At 65.2% G+C, this 15,308-nt stretch carries 18 protein-coding genes; 10 read left to right on the top strand and 8 right to left on the bottom strand.

Features of this window, described 5'->3' with window-relative positions; translation table 11 throughout:
* Nucleotides 1–20 precede the first annotated feature (20 nt).
* From pstA to JOF37_RS07990, 3 genes are all read left to right on the top strand, one after another.
* On the top strand, nucleotides 21–845 hold the full coding sequence (gene pstA, locus JOF37_RS08000) for a phosphate ABC transporter permease PstA (RefSeq protein WP_245338121.1): 825 nt from the start codon (nucleotides 21–23) through the stop codon (nucleotides 843–845).
* 101 nt (nucleotides 846–946) lie between these two features.
* On the top strand, nucleotides 947–1,717 hold the full coding sequence (pstB, locus tag JOF37_RS07995) for a phosphate ABC transporter ATP-binding protein PstB (protein ID WP_210007721.1): 771 nt from the start codon (nucleotides 947–949) through the stop codon (nucleotides 1,715–1,717).
* A gap of 41 nt (nucleotides 1,718–1,758) precedes the next feature.
* Nucleotides 1,759–2,415, top strand: coding sequence for a winged helix-turn-helix domain-containing protein (locus tag JOF37_RS07990; RefSeq protein ID WP_210006356.1), 657 nt, complete (start codon nucleotides 1,759–1,761; stop codon nucleotides 2,413–2,415).
* Here JOF37_RS07990 and JOF37_RS07985 read toward each other — a convergent pair.
* Both JOF37_RS07985 and JOF37_RS15515 read right to left on the bottom strand, forming a co-directional pair.
* Entirely contained in the window at nucleotides 2,397–3,362 is a 966-nt protein-coding gene (locus JOF37_RS07985) for an arsenate reductase ArsC (RefSeq protein ID WP_307803446.1), read from the bottom strand. The two genes, JOF37_RS07990 and JOF37_RS07985, sit on opposite strands and share 19 nt — an antisense overlap.
* Nucleotides 3,359–3,679, bottom strand: coding sequence for an ArsR/SmtB family transcription factor (locus JOF37_RS15515; RefSeq protein ID WP_210006355.1), 321 nt, complete (start codon nucleotides 3,677–3,679; stop codon nucleotides 3,359–3,361). Before JOF37_RS15515 ends, JOF37_RS07985 begins: the two co-directional genes overlap by 4 nt.
* 33 nt (nucleotides 3,680–3,712) lie before the next feature.
* Between JOF37_RS15515 and JOF37_RS07975 the strand changes: the two genes are divergently transcribed.
* The 5 genes from JOF37_RS07975 (at nucleotide 3,713) to JOF37_RS07955 (ending at nucleotide 7,881) form a co-directional block, all read left to right on the top strand.
* Complete coding sequence (locus JOF37_RS07975) at nucleotides 3,713–4,606, top strand: metalloregulator ArsR/SmtB family transcription factor (RefSeq protein ID WP_210006354.1); 894 nt, start codon at nucleotides 3,713–3,715, stop codon at nucleotides 4,604–4,606.
* A gap of 80 nt (nucleotides 4,607–4,686) precedes the next feature.
* The gene (locus JOF37_RS07970) at nucleotides 4,687–5,103 is read left to right on the top strand and encodes an arsenate reductase ArsC (RefSeq protein ID WP_210006353.1); all 417 of its coding nucleotides are present in this window, start codon (nucleotides 4,687–4,689) and stop codon (nucleotides 5,101–5,103) included.
* On the top strand, nucleotides 5,100–5,750 hold the full coding sequence (locus tag JOF37_RS07965) for an arsenate reductase ArsC (protein ID WP_210006352.1): 651 nt from the start codon (nucleotides 5,100–5,102) through the stop codon (nucleotides 5,748–5,750). Before JOF37_RS07970 ends, JOF37_RS07965 begins: the two co-directional genes overlap by 4 nt.
* Before the next feature lie 12 nt (nucleotides 5,751–5,762).
* On the top strand, nucleotides 5,763–7,148 hold the full coding sequence (locus JOF37_RS07960) for an FAD-dependent oxidoreductase (protein WP_210006351.1): 1,386 nt from the start codon (nucleotides 5,763–5,765) through the stop codon (nucleotides 7,146–7,148).
* Nucleotides 7,149–7,179: 31 nt separating this feature from the next.
* Nucleotides 7,180–7,881: a recombinase family protein gene (locus JOF37_RS07955; RefSeq protein ID WP_307803445.1), complete on the top strand. Its 702-nt coding sequence runs from the start codon at nucleotides 7,180–7,182 to the stop codon at nucleotides 7,879–7,881.
* A gap of 69 nt (nucleotides 7,882–7,950) precedes the next feature.
* Here JOF37_RS07955 and JOF37_RS07950 read toward each other — a convergent pair whose 3' ends face one another.
* Nucleotides 7,951–8,820, bottom strand: coding sequence for a hypothetical protein (locus JOF37_RS07950; protein ID WP_210006350.1), 870 nt, complete (start codon nucleotides 8,818–8,820; stop codon nucleotides 7,951–7,953).
* 394 nt (nucleotides 8,821–9,214) lie between these two features.
* On the opposite strand from JOF37_RS07950, the gene JOF37_RS07945 reads away from it, so the two are divergent.
* The gene (locus JOF37_RS07945) at nucleotides 9,215–9,880 is read left to right on the top strand and encodes a hypothetical protein (RefSeq protein WP_210006349.1); all 666 of its coding nucleotides are present in this window, start codon (nucleotides 9,215–9,217) and stop codon (nucleotides 9,878–9,880) included.
* An 87-nt stretch (nucleotides 9,881–9,967) separates the two neighbouring features.
* Nucleotides 9,968–10,814, top strand: a protein-coding gene (locus tag JOF37_RS07940; RefSeq protein WP_245338559.1) for an IS5 family transposase whose coding sequence is annotated in 2 segments (ribosomal slippage) — nucleotides 9,968–10,273 and nucleotides 10,275–10,814 — 846 coding nt in all. Because the reading frame shifts where the segments join, the coding sequence is not laid out codon by codon here.
* Here JOF37_RS07940 and JOF37_RS07935 read toward each other — a convergent pair.
* From JOF37_RS07935 to JOF37_RS07915, 5 genes are all read right to left on the bottom strand, one after another.
* Entirely contained in the window at nucleotides 10,795–11,124 is a 330-nt protein-coding gene (locus JOF37_RS07935) for a hypothetical protein (protein ID WP_026095586.1), read from the bottom strand. The two genes, JOF37_RS07940 and JOF37_RS07935, sit on opposite strands and share 20 nt — an antisense overlap.
* 340 nt (nucleotides 11,125–11,464) lie before the next feature.
* Nucleotides 11,465–12,787 carry a ferredoxin reductase family protein gene (locus tag JOF37_RS07930; protein ID WP_115931750.1) on the bottom strand — a complete coding sequence of 441 codons (1,323 nt, stop codon included), beginning with the start codon at nucleotides 12,785–12,787 and terminating at the stop codon, nucleotides 11,465–11,467.
* 188 nt (nucleotides 12,788–12,975) lie between these two features.
* On the bottom strand, nucleotides 12,976–13,131 hold the full coding sequence (locus tag JOF37_RS07925; protein ID WP_115931749.1) for a BBE domain-containing protein: 156 nt from the start codon (nucleotides 13,129–13,131) through the stop codon (nucleotides 12,976–12,978).
* A gap of 331 nt (nucleotides 13,132–13,462) precedes the next feature.
* Nucleotides 13,463–14,306 (bottom strand): IS5 family transposase gene (locus tag JOF37_RS07920; RefSeq protein WP_245338556.1). Its coding sequence is split into 2 segments (ribosomal slippage): nucleotides 13,463–14,011 and nucleotides 14,013–14,306, totalling 843 coding nucleotides; the frame shifts between segments, so codons are not numbered across the junction.
* A gap of 250 nt (nucleotides 14,307–14,556) precedes the next feature.
* Nucleotides 14,557–15,252 (bottom strand): DUF4238 domain-containing protein, encoded by a 696-nt coding sequence (locus JOF37_RS07915; RefSeq protein WP_245338555.1) that lies wholly within the window; start codon nucleotides 15,250–15,252, stop codon nucleotides 14,557–14,559.
* Between the last annotated feature and the right edge of the window lie 56 nt (nucleotides 15,253–15,308).

The raw sequence follows: 15,308 nt of genomic DNA, 5'->3' as shown, positions 1-15,308 counted from the left end.
GTGACCGGAAGCCCGGCCCGATGATCTTCCTTATCCTGCTGTGGCTGTCGCTGTTGGTCGCGTTCGGCGTGCTCGCGACTCTTCTCGTCACGATCCTGATGGACGGGTGGGGGAAGCTGTCCCTGCAACTGTTCACCAACTACCCCTCCGCCACCCCGGAAACCGCGGGCGCCCGCCCCGCCATCCTCGGGTCCGCCTGGGTGATCGCGACCACCGCGGTGCTGACGCTGCCGTTGGGGATCGCCGCGGCCATCCACCTCGAAGAGTTCGCCGACAAGAAGCGCTGGTTCAACCGGCTCATCGAACTGAACGTGCAAAACCTCGCCGCCGTCCCCGCCATCATCTACGGCCTGCTCGCCCTCGGATTCCTCAGCTTGCTACAGGTGCAGAACAAGAACATCGTCATCGGCGGCGCACTAGCGCTATCGCTACTGATCCTGCCGGTCATCATCATCTCCACCCGAGAAGGGTTGCGGTCCGTACCGAACGAGATCCGCGACGGGTCCCTCGCGCTCGGAGCGACGAAGTGGCAGACCGTGTGGCGGCAAGTGCTCCCCGCGTCCGTGCCCAGCATCGCCACCGGCTCAATCCTCGCCCTCTCCCGCGCACTCGGAGAAGCCGCACCGCTGCTGGTGCTAGGCGCGCTGGTCTACATCACGTTCGACCCGAACGGGCTCATGAGCGGATACACCACCCTCCCCATCCAGATCTTCAACTGGACCGGCCGCCCCCAGGAGGGCTTCCACGAGCTCGCCGCGGCCACCAGCGTGCTCCTCCTCGGCGTTCTGCTCCTGATGAACGCCCTCGCCATCTTCATCCGCAACAAGTACCAGAAACGGTGGTAGCCATGAGCGACCCGATCGCCACCTCAACCGAGGACACCCCGCACCCGCAGTTCCACGCCCAATCTCCACAACCGAACCTGCGCGAGACACCGAGCGGGCTAATCCGCTGCGAGAACGTGGACGTGTTCTACGGCGACTTCCGTGCCGTCACCGACGTCAACCTCAGCTTCGGAAAGAACGAAATCACCGCGCTGATCGGCCCCTCCGGGTGCGGGAAGTCCACGCTGCTGCGTTCGCTGAACCGGATGAACGACCTTGTCGACGGCGCCCGCGTCGAAGGGCAGGTGCTGTTCCAAGACGACGACATCTACGCCAAAGACGTCGACCCGATCGAAGTGCGCCGCCGCATCGGCATGGTGTTCCAAAAACCCAACCCGTTCCCGAAATCCATCTACGACAACATCGCCTACGGCCCCAGGGTGACCGGGATGAAGGTGTCGAGCATGGACGACCTGGTCGAAGAAGCGCTGACCAAAGCAGCGCTATGGGGCGAGGTCAAAGACAAGCTGAAGCAATCCGCATTCGGCCTCTCCGGCGGACAGCAGCAGCGTCTATGCATCGCCCGCACGATCGCCACCCAGCCGGACGTGATCCTGATGGACGAACCGTGCTCGGCGCTGGACCCGATCGCAACCATGCGCATCGAAGACCTCATGCACGATCTGCGCCGGGACTACACGATCATCATCGTCACCCATAACATGCAGCAAGCCGCCAGAGTCGCCGACCGCACCGCGTTCTTCACCGCCCTCGCAGATGAAACCACCGGAGACCGAACCGGAGTGCTGGTGGAATACGCCCCCACCTCACGGATCTTCGAGCACCCCCAGGATCAGCGCACCGAGGACTACATCAGCGGCAGGTTCGGATGATCACCCTCACGAACCCAGTGGTCGGGTCGGCGCGAGTCGTCGTGCTGTCCACCGACCCGAACGTGGTTCGAGGAACCGTCGCCGAATTCCGCCACTTCGGTGCGTCGTTGATCCGGCGAACCGACATCATCAGCGCGCTGACGGAGCTGATCCGCGACCCGCACACGATCCTGCTGGTGTCCTCTGACGTGGCCTGCCAAGACATCGCCGCCGTCCTGGAGCTGTCGATCGCCACCAGCAAATCGACGGTGCTGTTCGGAATACATCCCTCCAACGGGATCGCCACAGTAGATACCGCGATCGCCGCCGGCGTGGGCGGCGTCGTGGACCTTCCGCTCACCCCCGAACGCCTCGCGTCCGCGTTGCGACAGCTGCCCCCCGCATCCGTGGAGGTGCCGAGCACGGTCGCGGTGGGCGCGCTGCTGGTCGATACGGACCGGCACCGGGTCGAGCTGTACGGCACACCGATCACGACCACTCCGAGGGAGTTCGACATCCTGTTGATGTTGGCGATGTCCTACCCGCGGATCGTTACACTCGACGAGCTCGCAGACACGCACGGTGGTGGAACACAACGGCAAGCATCCATCAGGGTCATGGTCGCGGGTCTCCGGTCGCGGTTCGCCGCGCTCACGGGCGCCCCGAGGGACGCGGTGATCGAAACCCACCGCGGCATCGGCTACCGACTGGCCGCGTGAGACGTTATCCCCATCTCGGCCAGAAGATCCTCAACGTGCCCTCGGATCTGGTCGCGAACCACCCGCAGCCCCTCGTCGTCGAGGGTGAGTGGATCGTCAAGATCCCAATCCATGTAGCGGCGACCGGGGTACACCGGGCACGCATCCCCGCACCCCATCGTGACCACGAAGTCCGCGGCCTGCACGACCTCGTCCGTCAACGGCTTCGGATACTCGTCAGAGAGAGGAACACCCACCTCGGCGAGGGCATCAACGACTCGAGGGTGGACCGCGTCGGCTGGCTGCGACCCCGCGGTGCGCACATGGACACGATCGCCCGCGAGATACCGCAGATACGCGGCCGCGATCTGCGAACGACCGGCATTCTGAACACAGACGAACAGCACCTCAGGCGTGCCGCGAAGCACCAGACCCTGCGCCGACGCCAGAGCGTCAAGACGATCAGCGGCATATCGTGCCGTCAGCGAGGGCAAATGCTTCCGCACCCGGGCTCTCTGACTGAGCAGCAGGTAGCTCTCCACGACATACTGCGACACCGTCTCGCTGCTGAACGTGGAAGCGAACCGGTACGAAAGATCGTGCGCCACCGTCGCGATCGCCGCCGGCAACACGGCAACGGTCGGAGCGGTGTCGGGTTCGGGCAGGGCCGGCATATCGCCCACCAACAAACGCCCGAAACGCACCCACGATGCCGCCGGCAACACGTGTGCCCCCACCTCGTCAGTGTGCACGATGTTCACGGCCAACAACCGGGCAATCGCGTCCTCCACCTCGATAGCCGGAACATGCAGCAACGAGGAGAGCACGTCGGCCGGAGCTCCCGCGGCCAGAGCACTCAGCACTCGCAACGTGAGCAGATCGCCGAGCACTGCGGCCTGCGCGGCACGTTCCTGCGCGGCATCGTCATCCAGCGGGCGCCCGACACGGTGCCGCGCACGCTCGATCACCGCAGCAGATCCTCGATCGCGCTACGCCGAGACGGAACCACCGAAAGCCACACGTACTTGCCCTCCGGCTCACGAGCCAGGAGACCGTCATCTACAAGGATGCGCACGTGGTGGGTGACCGTCGGCTGCCGCAACCCCAGGGCGTCGGTCAGTTGCTTTACGGTTGCACGCCCAGACTCCGAGTCCAAAATGACGCTCAACATCTGCAACCGCGTCGGATCTGCCACCGCTCGCAGCGTCCGAGCGAGATCTTCCGCGGCGGAGCGGCCGAGCGGTGCGCTCGCACCGGCTGCGGGGCTCCCGTGGGAAGAGGTCACACTGTGATCCTACCTGAAGATAGACTTTCATCTATGGATGCGGTGGTGTCGGACGCGACCCGAACGGCATACGTTCTCGCTGACCCTACCCGTATGGCGCTCTTGCGGCTGATGTCGATGGCCGATACCGGCCGAGTCCTCGTTGGAGAGACCGCACAAATCCTCGGTCTGCGACAGCCGACCGTCAGCCATCACATGAGGCGGCTGATGGACGAGGGGATCGTGACCCGCCAGCCCGAGGGTCGGCGCACCTGGTACGCCATCGCCCCGCCTCATCGCGACAAGATCACCGCGCTACTTTCTCTGGCGGACCAGCGACCCTCCGCACCGCCGGATCTAGACCGCGTGGTGAGCGATCTTCTCGTGAGGTTTCATGGCACCCGGACACGCGAAGAGGTGCGAAAGGTCGTGTCCGACGCTCATACACGTCTCTCCGAGTCCACACCACACCACCTCTTGGCCTCCCGCACCGCCGCCTTCGCCACCGAGCGAATCGAAGCGTCCCTCAAAGACCAACTCCATCGCGACCCCGACGTCACCGTCCTCTTCGTGTGCGTACAGAACGCCGGACGGTCGCAGATCGCAGCGAGCGTCCTCCGCCGGCTCGCCGGCCCTTACATCCGCGTGCACACCGCAGGCTCCGCGCCGGCAGACGATGTGCGCTCATCCATCATCACCGTGCTTGACGAAGTCGGCCTCTCGCTCGATGGCGAATACCCCAAACCCCTCACCACCGAAGTCCTCGAGGCCGCCGACATCGTCATCACGATGGGATGCGGCGACATCTGCGTACCCCGAATCGGCGCGACGCACCACGACTGGAACATTCCCGACCCCGTCGGGCTCTCTCTGACAGAACTCAGAACCATCCGGGACGACATCGACCATCGCGTGCGCGACCTCCTACCGGGCCTCAGGCGAGGGTGAGTCACTTCCCGTTCACTCAGCGTTGTAGTCTGATACATAGATGATCCTCTATGCTTCGAGGACACGAAAGAGAGCCCACCATGTCTGATACCCCCACTGTCCTGTTCGTGTGCGTCCACAACGCCGGTCGCTCGCAAATGGCCGCCGGCTACCTCCGCGAGCTCGCGCAAGGACGCATCCAGGTCCTCTCTGCCGGATCCGCCCCCAAGGATCAGATCAACCCGGTCGCCGTCGAGGCCATGGCCGAAGAGGGCATCGACATCACAGGGAACACCCCGAAGGTTCTGACCGTCGAAGCCGTCAAAGAATCCGACGCCGTGATCACGATGGGCTGCGGAGACGCCTGCCCGATCTTCCCCGGCAAACGGTACGAGGACTGGGAGCTGGACGACCCCGCCGGTCAGGGCATCGACGCTGTCCGCCCGATCCGCGACGAGATCCGCCGACGCGTGGAAGCGCTCATCGAAGAGCTCCTCCCCGCCCGTGGTGTCGCATGACCTGGCAGAAAGGGCAAGACGCGCTGCTCTCCGCGGACTCAGTGCTGCACCGCGCCGCGGAACGTCTCACTGCCCAGTTCACCGGCATGGTGGGGGCGGAAACGGTCGAACGCGTCGTTTTCGAGTCCTACACCGCACTCGCCCGCACGGCGACCGTCTCCACCCACCTGCCATCACTTGCGGAAAAGTTCTCCCGCGACCGACTCACCGCGCTGGCACAGTCCCGCGGCTTCATCCCCAAGCCCGTCCCGGAAGTGCTCTACGTGTGCGTACAAAACTCCGGTCGCTCCCAGATGGCCGCCGCACTCACCCGTCACCTCGCCGGCGACCGAGTGCACGTCCGCTCCGCCGGATCACAGCCCGGCCAAGGCATCCTCCCCGTCGTGGTCGAAGCGTTGGCGGAGCTGGGGATCGACGTCAACGAAGAGTTCCCCAAACCCCTCACCGACGACGTCGTCCGTGCCGCAGACGCCGTGATCACCATGGGCTGCGGCGACGCGTGCCCGATCTACCCCGGTAAGAGATACCTCGACTGGGACCTCACCGACCCCGCAGATCTCGACATCGTGGCCGTCCGCGAAATCCGGGACGACGTCCAAGCCCGAGTACAGCAGCTACTTTCCGAACTGACCACCGCGACAGCGTAAGAGGAGAGCCTGATGCACCTCGTAGCCATCGGCGGAAGCGACGCCGGCATCTCCACCGCCCTGCGCGCCCGCGAACTCGACCCCTCCGTCGACGTCACCGTCGTCGTGGCCGACGCCTACCCGAACTTCTCCATCTGCGGCATCCCCTACTACTTCTCCCGAGAAGTGCAGCCCTGGCAATCCCTCGCGCACCGCACGCACGCCGACCTCGAAGCCACCGGCATGAACCTGCGCCTGGACACCCTCGCCACCGGCATCGACGTCGACGGGCGCACGCTCACCGTCCGCGACGCCGCCGGCACCGAATCGACGATCGCGTACGACGAGCTCATGGTCGGCACCGGAGCATCCCCGTCCACCGCCGGCATCGCCGGCCTCGACCAGCTCGGCCCCGACGACGGCGTGCACCTGCTGCACTCGATGGGCGACACCTTCGCCCTGGAGCGCTACCTCGACGAGCACCAGCCCGAAACCGCGATCATCGTCGGCGCCGGCTACGTCGGCCTCGAAATGGCCGAAGCCCTCACCGTCCGGGGCCTGCACGTCACCCAACTCCAACGCGGCCCCGAAGTGCTCTCCACCCTCGACCCCGAACTCGGCTCCCTCGTCCGCGACGAACTCACCCGCCACGGCGTCGACGTGCTCACCGGAACGCGCATCGAAGCTGTCACCCGCGACGCGGGCCGGCTCACCGTGACCGGCATCCGCGACGGTGACGCTTTCTCCCGCAGCGCCGACCTCGTGCTCGTCGTCGTGGGCGTGCGCCCCAACACCAGCCTCCTCACCGCGGCCGGCGCAACCACGGGGGCCGGTGGCGCGGTCGTCGTCGACGAGCACATGCGCACCGGCCTGCCGAACGTGTGGGCAGCCGGAGACGGCGTGGTCACCCACCACCGCCTCCTCGGCGTCACCTACCTGCCCCTCGGCACCACCTCACACAAGCAGGGCCGCGTCGCCGGAGAAAACGCCATCGGCGGCAACGCCCGATTCGCCGGCAGCCTCGGCACCCAGGTCGTCAAGGTCTTCGACGTCGTAGCCGCCCGCACCGGCCTCCGCGATCACGAAGCCGCCGCCGCGGACTACGCCCCGCACAGCTACACCGCCATTGCGGACGACCACAAACGCTACTACCCCGGAGCCACCCCCATCAGCATCCGCATCACCGGAGACACCCGCGACGGCCGCCTCCTGGGTGCACAGCTCGTCGGCACCCGCGGCGCCGAAATCTCCAAGCGCGTCGACACCTACGCCACCGCCCTGCACTACGGCATGACGGTTGCCGGGATGAGCGACCTCGACCTCTCCTACACGCCCCCGCTCGGCTCCCCCTGGGACGCCGTGCAGATGGCAACCCAGGCATGGGAGCGCGACGCCCGCGCTTTGACGTCTGTCGTGTGACCCACCGCTCCCGTTTGTAGGTTTCCGCAAGGTGCCGAAACTGATCGTTTCCGGCGGGCTCGTCGACGTCGACGAGCAGGCGCGCGACACGCCGAGGATCGATCCGCCGAAACCCCCTGCCGAAACCGAATCGCGCCGGAACCTCGGCAGTACCGTTTTCGGCATGGCACATGAAGTCGGCTACGCCCGAGTCTCGAAGCGGGAGCAGAACCCAGACGCTCAGGCCGCCGAACTCCGCGCCGCCGGCTGCGAGCGTGTCTTCGTCGACCACGGCGAATCGAGCCGCGTCACCGATCGCCCGCAGTGGGTTGCGTGCCTCGACTACTTGCGGCCGGGGGACACGTTAAAAGTGCGCCGGCTCGATCGCCTCGCCGGCAGTGAGCGCATCCTCATCGAGACGCTGCAGGACCTCGACGCGCGCCAGGTGAACATCGTCAGCCTCACAGAGCCGATGATCGACACGACGTCGCCCATGGGTCGCGCCCTGTTCGGGATCGTCGCGGTGTTCGCGCAGTTGCGTGTGGGCACGATTCGCGAGAACACGCAACGCGGCCTCGAGTACGCGCGTGCGCAGGGGAGGGTTGGTGGCCGCCCGAGCGTCATGACCCCGGAGCGCATCGCCACAGCTCGGCAGCTGCGCGCCGAACTCCACAGCTGGGAGAGCATTGGCCGCGTGCTCGGAGTCGGGGCGTCGAGTGTACGACGAGCGCTGTCAAAACACTCGTTCCTGTAACCGCTTCGCCCTGATGCATCTGTCACGCCCTCGTGATGCCCCTCCGCTCTGTTCCCCAAGGGCGGCGGACTACTCTTCCATCTCTTGCCGAATCATCTGGAAACGGGGGGAGGCCTGACCACTCTCGACACTCGCAAGAGTGAGTGCAACCTGCGCATCAACCGTTCTGAGGAGATGCCACACGTCGCGCGTTTTTCCGTTCAGACTCGTTGTGAGCTGCAGAGGGAGCATGGGGGCTTCCATGAGTCGGGCGCGACCGTCAAGTTTGATTCGGAAGACGACATCGCCGTCGCTGATCGGCCCTGGGCGGTGAGGATACTCCGCAGTGCTCTCCACTTCGAAAATCACATCAGGTTCGTCTGATGTGAACGCGATGGGCATTTCTTGCGCGCTGCGTGCGAAGACACTGATCTCGAGTGACTCGTGATGCTTGTCCTCGATGTCCAGCTTATGGAGGACAGCAGCCACCGCGTTGGCTGGGTCTGGGAGGCGGTAGGGCTGTAGGTCGTGAAGCCGGTTTCGAATGAACTCCGGAAGCTGTCCGAACCACTGCTGCTTGTTGAGCTTCCTCCAATCGGAAGCTGACGTCGCGATCGGGAACTGAATCTGGACGGGGTTCGGGGGGTCTCGGTCGTCAAGGTGCGCGACTGCCCACGTTAGAGCGTCGAGAGACGCACGGTAGTTGTGGATGATGTCGCCGAATACGAGAGACCACTCATATGCCGGTGGGTGATGTGTGATCCGTGCGCGCACGGTCGCGTAACCGTCGTCGTACGTGACAACTGTGGTGGGTCCGAGACTCTCCATGTACGTCAGATAGAGGTGGTACAGCGCGGCTGAGTGTTGCAGCGCACGCTCTCGCTTCAGAGCGGGCCATCTCGGATAGCTTGGCTCGGTTGCTAGATCTCGCTCGAAATCTGGTGAGGTGCCAGGTGTCACGCTCAAACCGTAGTCGCGACCGTTGCTGCCGTCGATGGCCTCGGGCCAGGGCTGGCTGCGCGTACGTGACCGATCGGCACCGCTGAGGCTGATGAAGTCCACGGCGTTGCCGCCGTCGTTGATCTAGTGCGCGTTGGTGCTGAGGCTGCTCCCAGCGCATTGCTGGTTGAGGTCGCAGGCCCTTTGACTCAGAGCGTTGGAGCGCGAAGGTGATCGGCTGCAGAACGGGAGGGGGGATAGATCCGGCAATCCTTGACGGTGCTGCCCACGTTCCCCGCGCCCAATGAACTGACATAACGTAGATTATCGGGGGAGAGGCTGTTGTGCCCTTTCCAGCGATGAATCTAGTTGCTGAGCCACCTTGTGACGACGCCAAACGGGACGCTGACGATCGATGTCCGACACTGCGTACCCGAACGGGCGCTTCTTGCGCGATGATCAGGGGGTGAGACCAGACTGGTGGGATCCGATCAAGTACGTCGAATCGATCGAGCAGGCGCGAAAAGCGGTTGAGGACACTGCCTTCGTCATCGTCTCTGCCAAGAAACGACCCGACTGGGGATCCCACCGACCAGGTGTAGAACTGATCTTCTACATGGCAGTGATTGACTACGAGACAAAAGTGATGCTGCACGAGGTGCTGGAATCCCCGAAAGATCGATACGTCTGGGAAAAGTACCTCGCGCTTCATCTGCACGAGGTCCTGGAACGCGCGCCTCAAGCGATAGGTGCGGCTATCCGAGAGATGCGGCGCCCTGGCACCGCGTCGAAGGCCGACCCTGAGCGTCACGAGGCTGCCGCCCGTGACCTTCGCGAAGCCTTCAAAGAGATTCGCCGTGACACGGAATTCATGACCGCGATCGAGAGCCTCCGGAACGGTGTTGCGGCGCACCACATGGACAAGAAGTCCGCAACAATGGACCCGAGCATCGACTGGATGCTCACAGCGGCTTCGACCCGAGCTCGCGGTCAAACACCGTTCACTAGCCAGATCGTCGAGTACTCTGGCAAGGCTCTCGCAGCCATTCAGACCTTCTCCCACGCCGTGCTCACCCCCTAGGGCGTGTTGATCAAGAGGTTCCGCTCCTCGGTGGGTGAGTCTTGAACGGTGACGCGACAGGAGATCTCTGACGAGGTGTGGGCCGTGATGGAGCCGTTGATGCCGACGGTGACCGGTCGGTCGCGGCCGTGGACGGATCACCGGCTCGCTATCGAGGGGATGGCGTGGAAGTACCGGACCGGTGCGCCGTGGCGTGACGTTCCGGAACGGTTCGGGAAGTGGAACTCGATCTACAAGCGGTTCAACCGGTGGGCCGGGGACGGCACCTGGCAGAAGCTGCTCACCGAGGTGCAGAAGCAGGCCGACGCCGCTGGGGAAATCGACTGGGTCGTCTCGATCGACTCCACGATCGCGCGCGTGCATCAGCACGGCGCGACCCTCGCCCGGGACACAGGGGGCTGTGCCGAATCACAAGAATCCGTGGTCCGAGCCGCCTGATCACGGGATCGGACGCTCCCGCGGCGGGCTGACGACCAAACTGCACCTGGTCTGCGACGGCCGCGGCCGGCCGCTGAGCATGATGATCACCGCCGGGAACATCAACGACACCACGATGATGAGCGCGGTGCTGGAGAACATCCGCGTTCCCCGCGACGGGAAGGGCCGCCCCCGCACCCGCCCCGACCGGGTGCTCGCCGACAAGCGGTACCCCTCAAGGGCGAACCGCGCCTGGCTCCGCGACCGGAGGATCGCGGCGACCATCCCCGAGCGGGACGACCAGATCGCGCACCGCCGCAAGAAGCCGGGCCGGCCGATCGCTTTCGGCGACAAGCAGAAGGAACGCTACAAGGGACGCAACGTCGTAGAACGCTGCTTCAACCGTCTCAAGCAGTGGCGCGGCATCGCGATGCGCTCGGACAAACTCGCCCGCAACTACCGAGCCGCCGTCAGCCTCGCCGCGGCGCTGATCTGGATCAAGACCGATCTCCGCTGAGCGCTTCGCGCTCCTGCAGCGTGCGCTCAAGCTGTCCCACCGTCGGCGCACCCGCAAAGCCGCGCTCGGTCAGATAGACCCTGCACGCCAAGTCGGCAGTGTTCCCCTGGGACGGGAACAAGTCCTGACCGTCCAGAAGAATCGTGGGCGAGCCCGCGAAACCAGAGCTCACCGCCTCAGCCTCGGTGCGAATCAACACGAACTCCACCGGAACATCGCCCCGTCCGATCGAGTCGAGCACCAGCCGTACTCGATCGCCCGCCTCCTGCCAATTCGGGCAATCCTCGATATGCAGCACCTGGATCTTCACACGCCCATTCTCCCGCGCAACTCGCGGCGGCTGGCCACCCCGCACCTTCTTGATCAACACGCCCTAACGATCAGTTGTCACCAATTCCTTCCTCACGCCCGTGGAGGCGCATCTCGTCGATCGTGCCCAACGCGTCTGGGCGTGCCGTGGTCGCAGGGGGGAGACCCTGTACATCTAGCCCACCGACGTCGTCGTCCTCGTGAGGACCCGCCGAGGCAGTTCCAGGTCTGGCGAGTGCTGTGTCAGTTCTGGAGGACCGCGAAGAGGAAGCAGGCGAGGAGGGTGACAGCCGTGACAACCACGGCTGCGGCTTGCGTATATCTGTGCCGCATGGAACCTCCTAAACGAAGTTGAAGCGTTCGGTGTGAACCCGGTCCGCGGGGACGCCGAGCCGCCCCAGTGCATCCTCCATGGCGTCCTGCATCGCACCCGGCCCGCAGATGAAGTACTGGTATGTCGGGTACGTGTCCCGCGGCAGGAGCCGGTGCAGCTTCTCCTCGTCCACGTATCCCCGCTCGCCGGCCCAGGTGTCTTCGGGGTCCGAGAGGACCGCGTGGACCTCGAGCGTCAGTGTCCGGGAGAGGTCGCGGATCTCGTCCCGGTAGGTCGCGTCCTCGAGCCGCCTCGAACCGTAGAACAGATGGCACGGTCGGGAGTCGCCTCGGGCGGCGAGCGTCCGCAGGATGCTCATGATCGGGCCGATGCCTACGCCTCCGGCGATGAGCACGAGCCCAGGACCCTCGTGGAAGTCCGGCGAGAACACCCCGTGGGGACCGTCGAGATAGGCCACGGTGCCGGGCCGCACCGACCCGATCGTCGACGTGAAGTCGCCGAGCTTCTTGATGCTCACCTCCACCCGGCTCGGGTCGTCGCCGTTCGAGGAGAACGAGAAGGGATGCTGGGTGACGGCGAAAGGCGACCGATCGACCGAGAGCCAGCCGAACTGGCCGGGAGCGAAGCTGAACCCGCTGTGGCCGACCGGTTGGAGCGTCACCGCGGTGACGTCTCCGGGCTGGTCCTTCACCTCGGCGACACGCCACGGTCTGCGGGTGCGCAGGACCGGGCGCAAGACGCGCACCCAGAGGAACAGGACGAGGAACCCGGCGCTCATCAGGACCCAGAGCGCCCGCTTCCACGGGAGGTCGACGTAGTGGTGGATCAGCTGGACGTGAACCAGGGCAGCAGCCACCGCAACCGTCGACAGGACGAGGTGCAGCGCCTGCCAGACCTCGTACGAGATGCGCAGCTTCAACCGCCACACCGACGTCGCGATCACCACCAGCAGGCACACCACGGCCAACGTCCCGAACCGCCCGGCCCACGGCGCCGTGAACGGGTTGACGCGCTCGATGTAGGTCGGGTCGACCAATACGATCAGCAGCACCGGATGAGCGAAGATGAAGGCCGTTCCGGCGACACCGACGTACCGATGAAAGTGCACCAGGGCGTCCTCGCCGAACGGTCTGGCGAGTGTCTGGAAGCGAGCCACGAGCACGAATTGCAGCCCCATCATCGCCAGGCCCACGAATCCGAGAGCCACGGAAAACTCGGTCCAGAAACCTCGCCGGTCTTCGACCACGCCGATCGCCGCGAAGGCGAGCGGGAGCACGATGACCGCGATGTAGGCGCCGAACCAGACTGTGGCCCTGAGGGTTCTCCGCACAGGCCGCCTCCCTTTCAGCCCGACCTGGTCGCTCGCGAACCGCTGCGCTCGACGACCTGGTCACCGTGGTGACACTGCGTGTCCGCAGAGGTCCGGTGGGACTGCTATCACCGTATCGCAGCGAATGCGCGCGACAATCCGTTCGGTCTCAGATTTCGAAGGGCCGACGCCGGAGACGAACGCGGCGCTCACACCGTCGCCCCGCGGGCGGGCGCGATGTTGAGGTTGCGCGCGAACAGGTTGCCCGGGTCGCAGGAACGTTTGACCGCGCGGAGCCGGGCGAGCGTCGCGGGCGGGTAGGCGACGCGCAGATCGGCCTGCGCGACCGTGCCCTGGAAGTTCACGTACGCACCGGTGCCGTGTGCGGCGACTCCGGCGACTCCGGCGAAGGGGAGTTCCCCGGGGAGGCGTGTCGACGATGGCGCGGACCGTTCCCGGCCCTCGGTGTTTCATGCGGTACATGACGATCCGCAAGGGACATGCGACCGACGCCGCCGTCGTAGCCAGGAGCGTCGACGATGATTGAGCCCATCGCGTACGAAGTCATCGTCACCACTCGGGCCGCCCTTCCGCCTCACAATCCTTGTCACCTGTCCGTGCAGCAGTCCCGACCGAATCCTGGAGCTGGCAGACGTTGGCGCTCGAGGATTCTGGTCCAACAGGCGTAGCAGGCTCCTAGGGCGTGTTGATTAAGTCGGTCTTGATCCAGATGAGGGTCGAGGAGAGGCAGATGGCAGCGCGGTAGTTTCGGGCGATTTTGTCTGATCGCATTGCGATGCCGCGCCACTGCTTGAGGCGGTTGAAGCATCGTTCGACGACGTTGCGGCCTTTGTAGCGTTCTCTCTGATCGGTGCCGAAGTCGATCGGCCGGCCCGGCTTCTTCCGGCGGTGCGCGATCTGATCGTCGCGTTCGGGGATGGTCGTCGCGATGCCGTGCGCGCGTAGCCAGGCCCGGTTCGCCTTCGATGGGTATCCCTTGTCAGCGAGTACCCGATCAGGTCGCGTGCGCGGGCGCCCTCGTGACGCGCGGGGCACGCAGATGTCATCGAGCGTGGCCGCGAGCATCGTGGTGTCGGCGGTGTTGCCGCCGGTGAGCACCATGCCCAACGGCCTGCCGCGCCCATCGGCGACCAGATGCACCTTCGTTGTCAGCCCGCCGCGGGAGCGCCCGATCCCGTGATCAGGCGGCTCGACCCGCGGATTCTTGTGATTCGGTGGAGCCCCCTGTGTCCCGGGCGAGGGTCGCACCGTGCTGATGCACGCGCGCGATCGTGGAGTCAATCGAGACCACCCAGTCGATTTCCCCAGCGGCGTCCGCCTGCTTCTGCACCTCGGCCAGCAGCTTCTCCCATGTGCCGTCCCCGGCCCACCGGTTGAAACGCTTGTAGATCGAGTTCCACTTCCCGAACCGCTCGGGCACGTCCCGCCAGGGCGCGCCGGTGCGGAACTTCCACGCCATCCCCTCAACGGCGAGACGGTGATCCGTCCACGGCCGAGACCGGCCCGTCACCGTCGGCATCAACGGCTCCAGCACAGCCCACACCTCGTCAGAGATCTCTTGTCGCGTCACCCGTCAAGACTCGCCCACGAGACGCCGAAACATCTTGATCAACACGGCCTAGCGGCGGCTATCGCAGAGGGCTTGTCGTAGCAGCGACGTTCCCGTCGAGCTTCACGCTTTCGACGGTTAGCGCCTGGCCCACAGGTGGACGTCGTTTGTGACTGCCAATGGGTGGCTGACCTGGGGTTATCTGGTATACGTGATCACGTCAGGTCGCTGGCTGATCCCGCGTCAGGTTAAGGGTTCCCCGAGCCCCTACGAGCCATCGCTTGCTGTTCTTGGCGATCGCGATATTGATGCGGAAGTTATCTGGGAGCGCTTCGCCCACAACCAGGAGTTGTGTAGGCGACAACGGAAACGTGACCGTTGACACCGGCGCTCCGTCCCTCGGAGACCACAACATAACCGCTCCGTCGCCCGTGGCAAGGGGATGCTCCTGCGGGAGGATGTGCCATCGCCATCGCCAGCGCTCGAGGTTGAGGTCGCGCAGCTGCACTACGTCGCCCAGGCCTCGCCCGAGCGTCAAGAGATCACCGAGCGCGAGTTCGGCGGCCTCGATTGTTCCATCGGTTTTCACGACTCGGGCAGGGATCCGCACCCCGGCGCGATCGGCGTACCGTCCCCGGTGTAGATGCATGTCGAGGAAGGCGATCAGGGCGTGCATGTCGTCGGTCGACAGGTCGGTCTCGCAGCGGCGGAGCCTGTCGATCGCGGGGATCCCGGCATCTTCGACTGCAGCGAACTCGGCCTCTAGATCTTGGGTTAGGACGGCAGAGTCGTAGACGTAGCTGACGATCGTCGCGTTCTTGATGGACGAGGGGTACTTCTCGTCCGTCTGCTTGTCGATGACCTCGATCACGCCACGGGAATCCGCCCAGGCCTTCAAGTAGCCCCGCGAAACCATGTGCGCGCGTCTGACGCCTTTCATCGCGCTGCCTTACCCCGCTGCGGCGGGCTCGC

It is taken from the genome of Microbacterium imperiale (genome assembly GCF_017876655.1).
GTDB lineage: Bacteria > Actinomycetota > Actinomycetes > Actinomycetales > Microbacteriaceae > Microbacterium > Microbacterium imperiale.
This window is presented reverse-complemented; position numbering and strand designations above follow the sequence as displayed.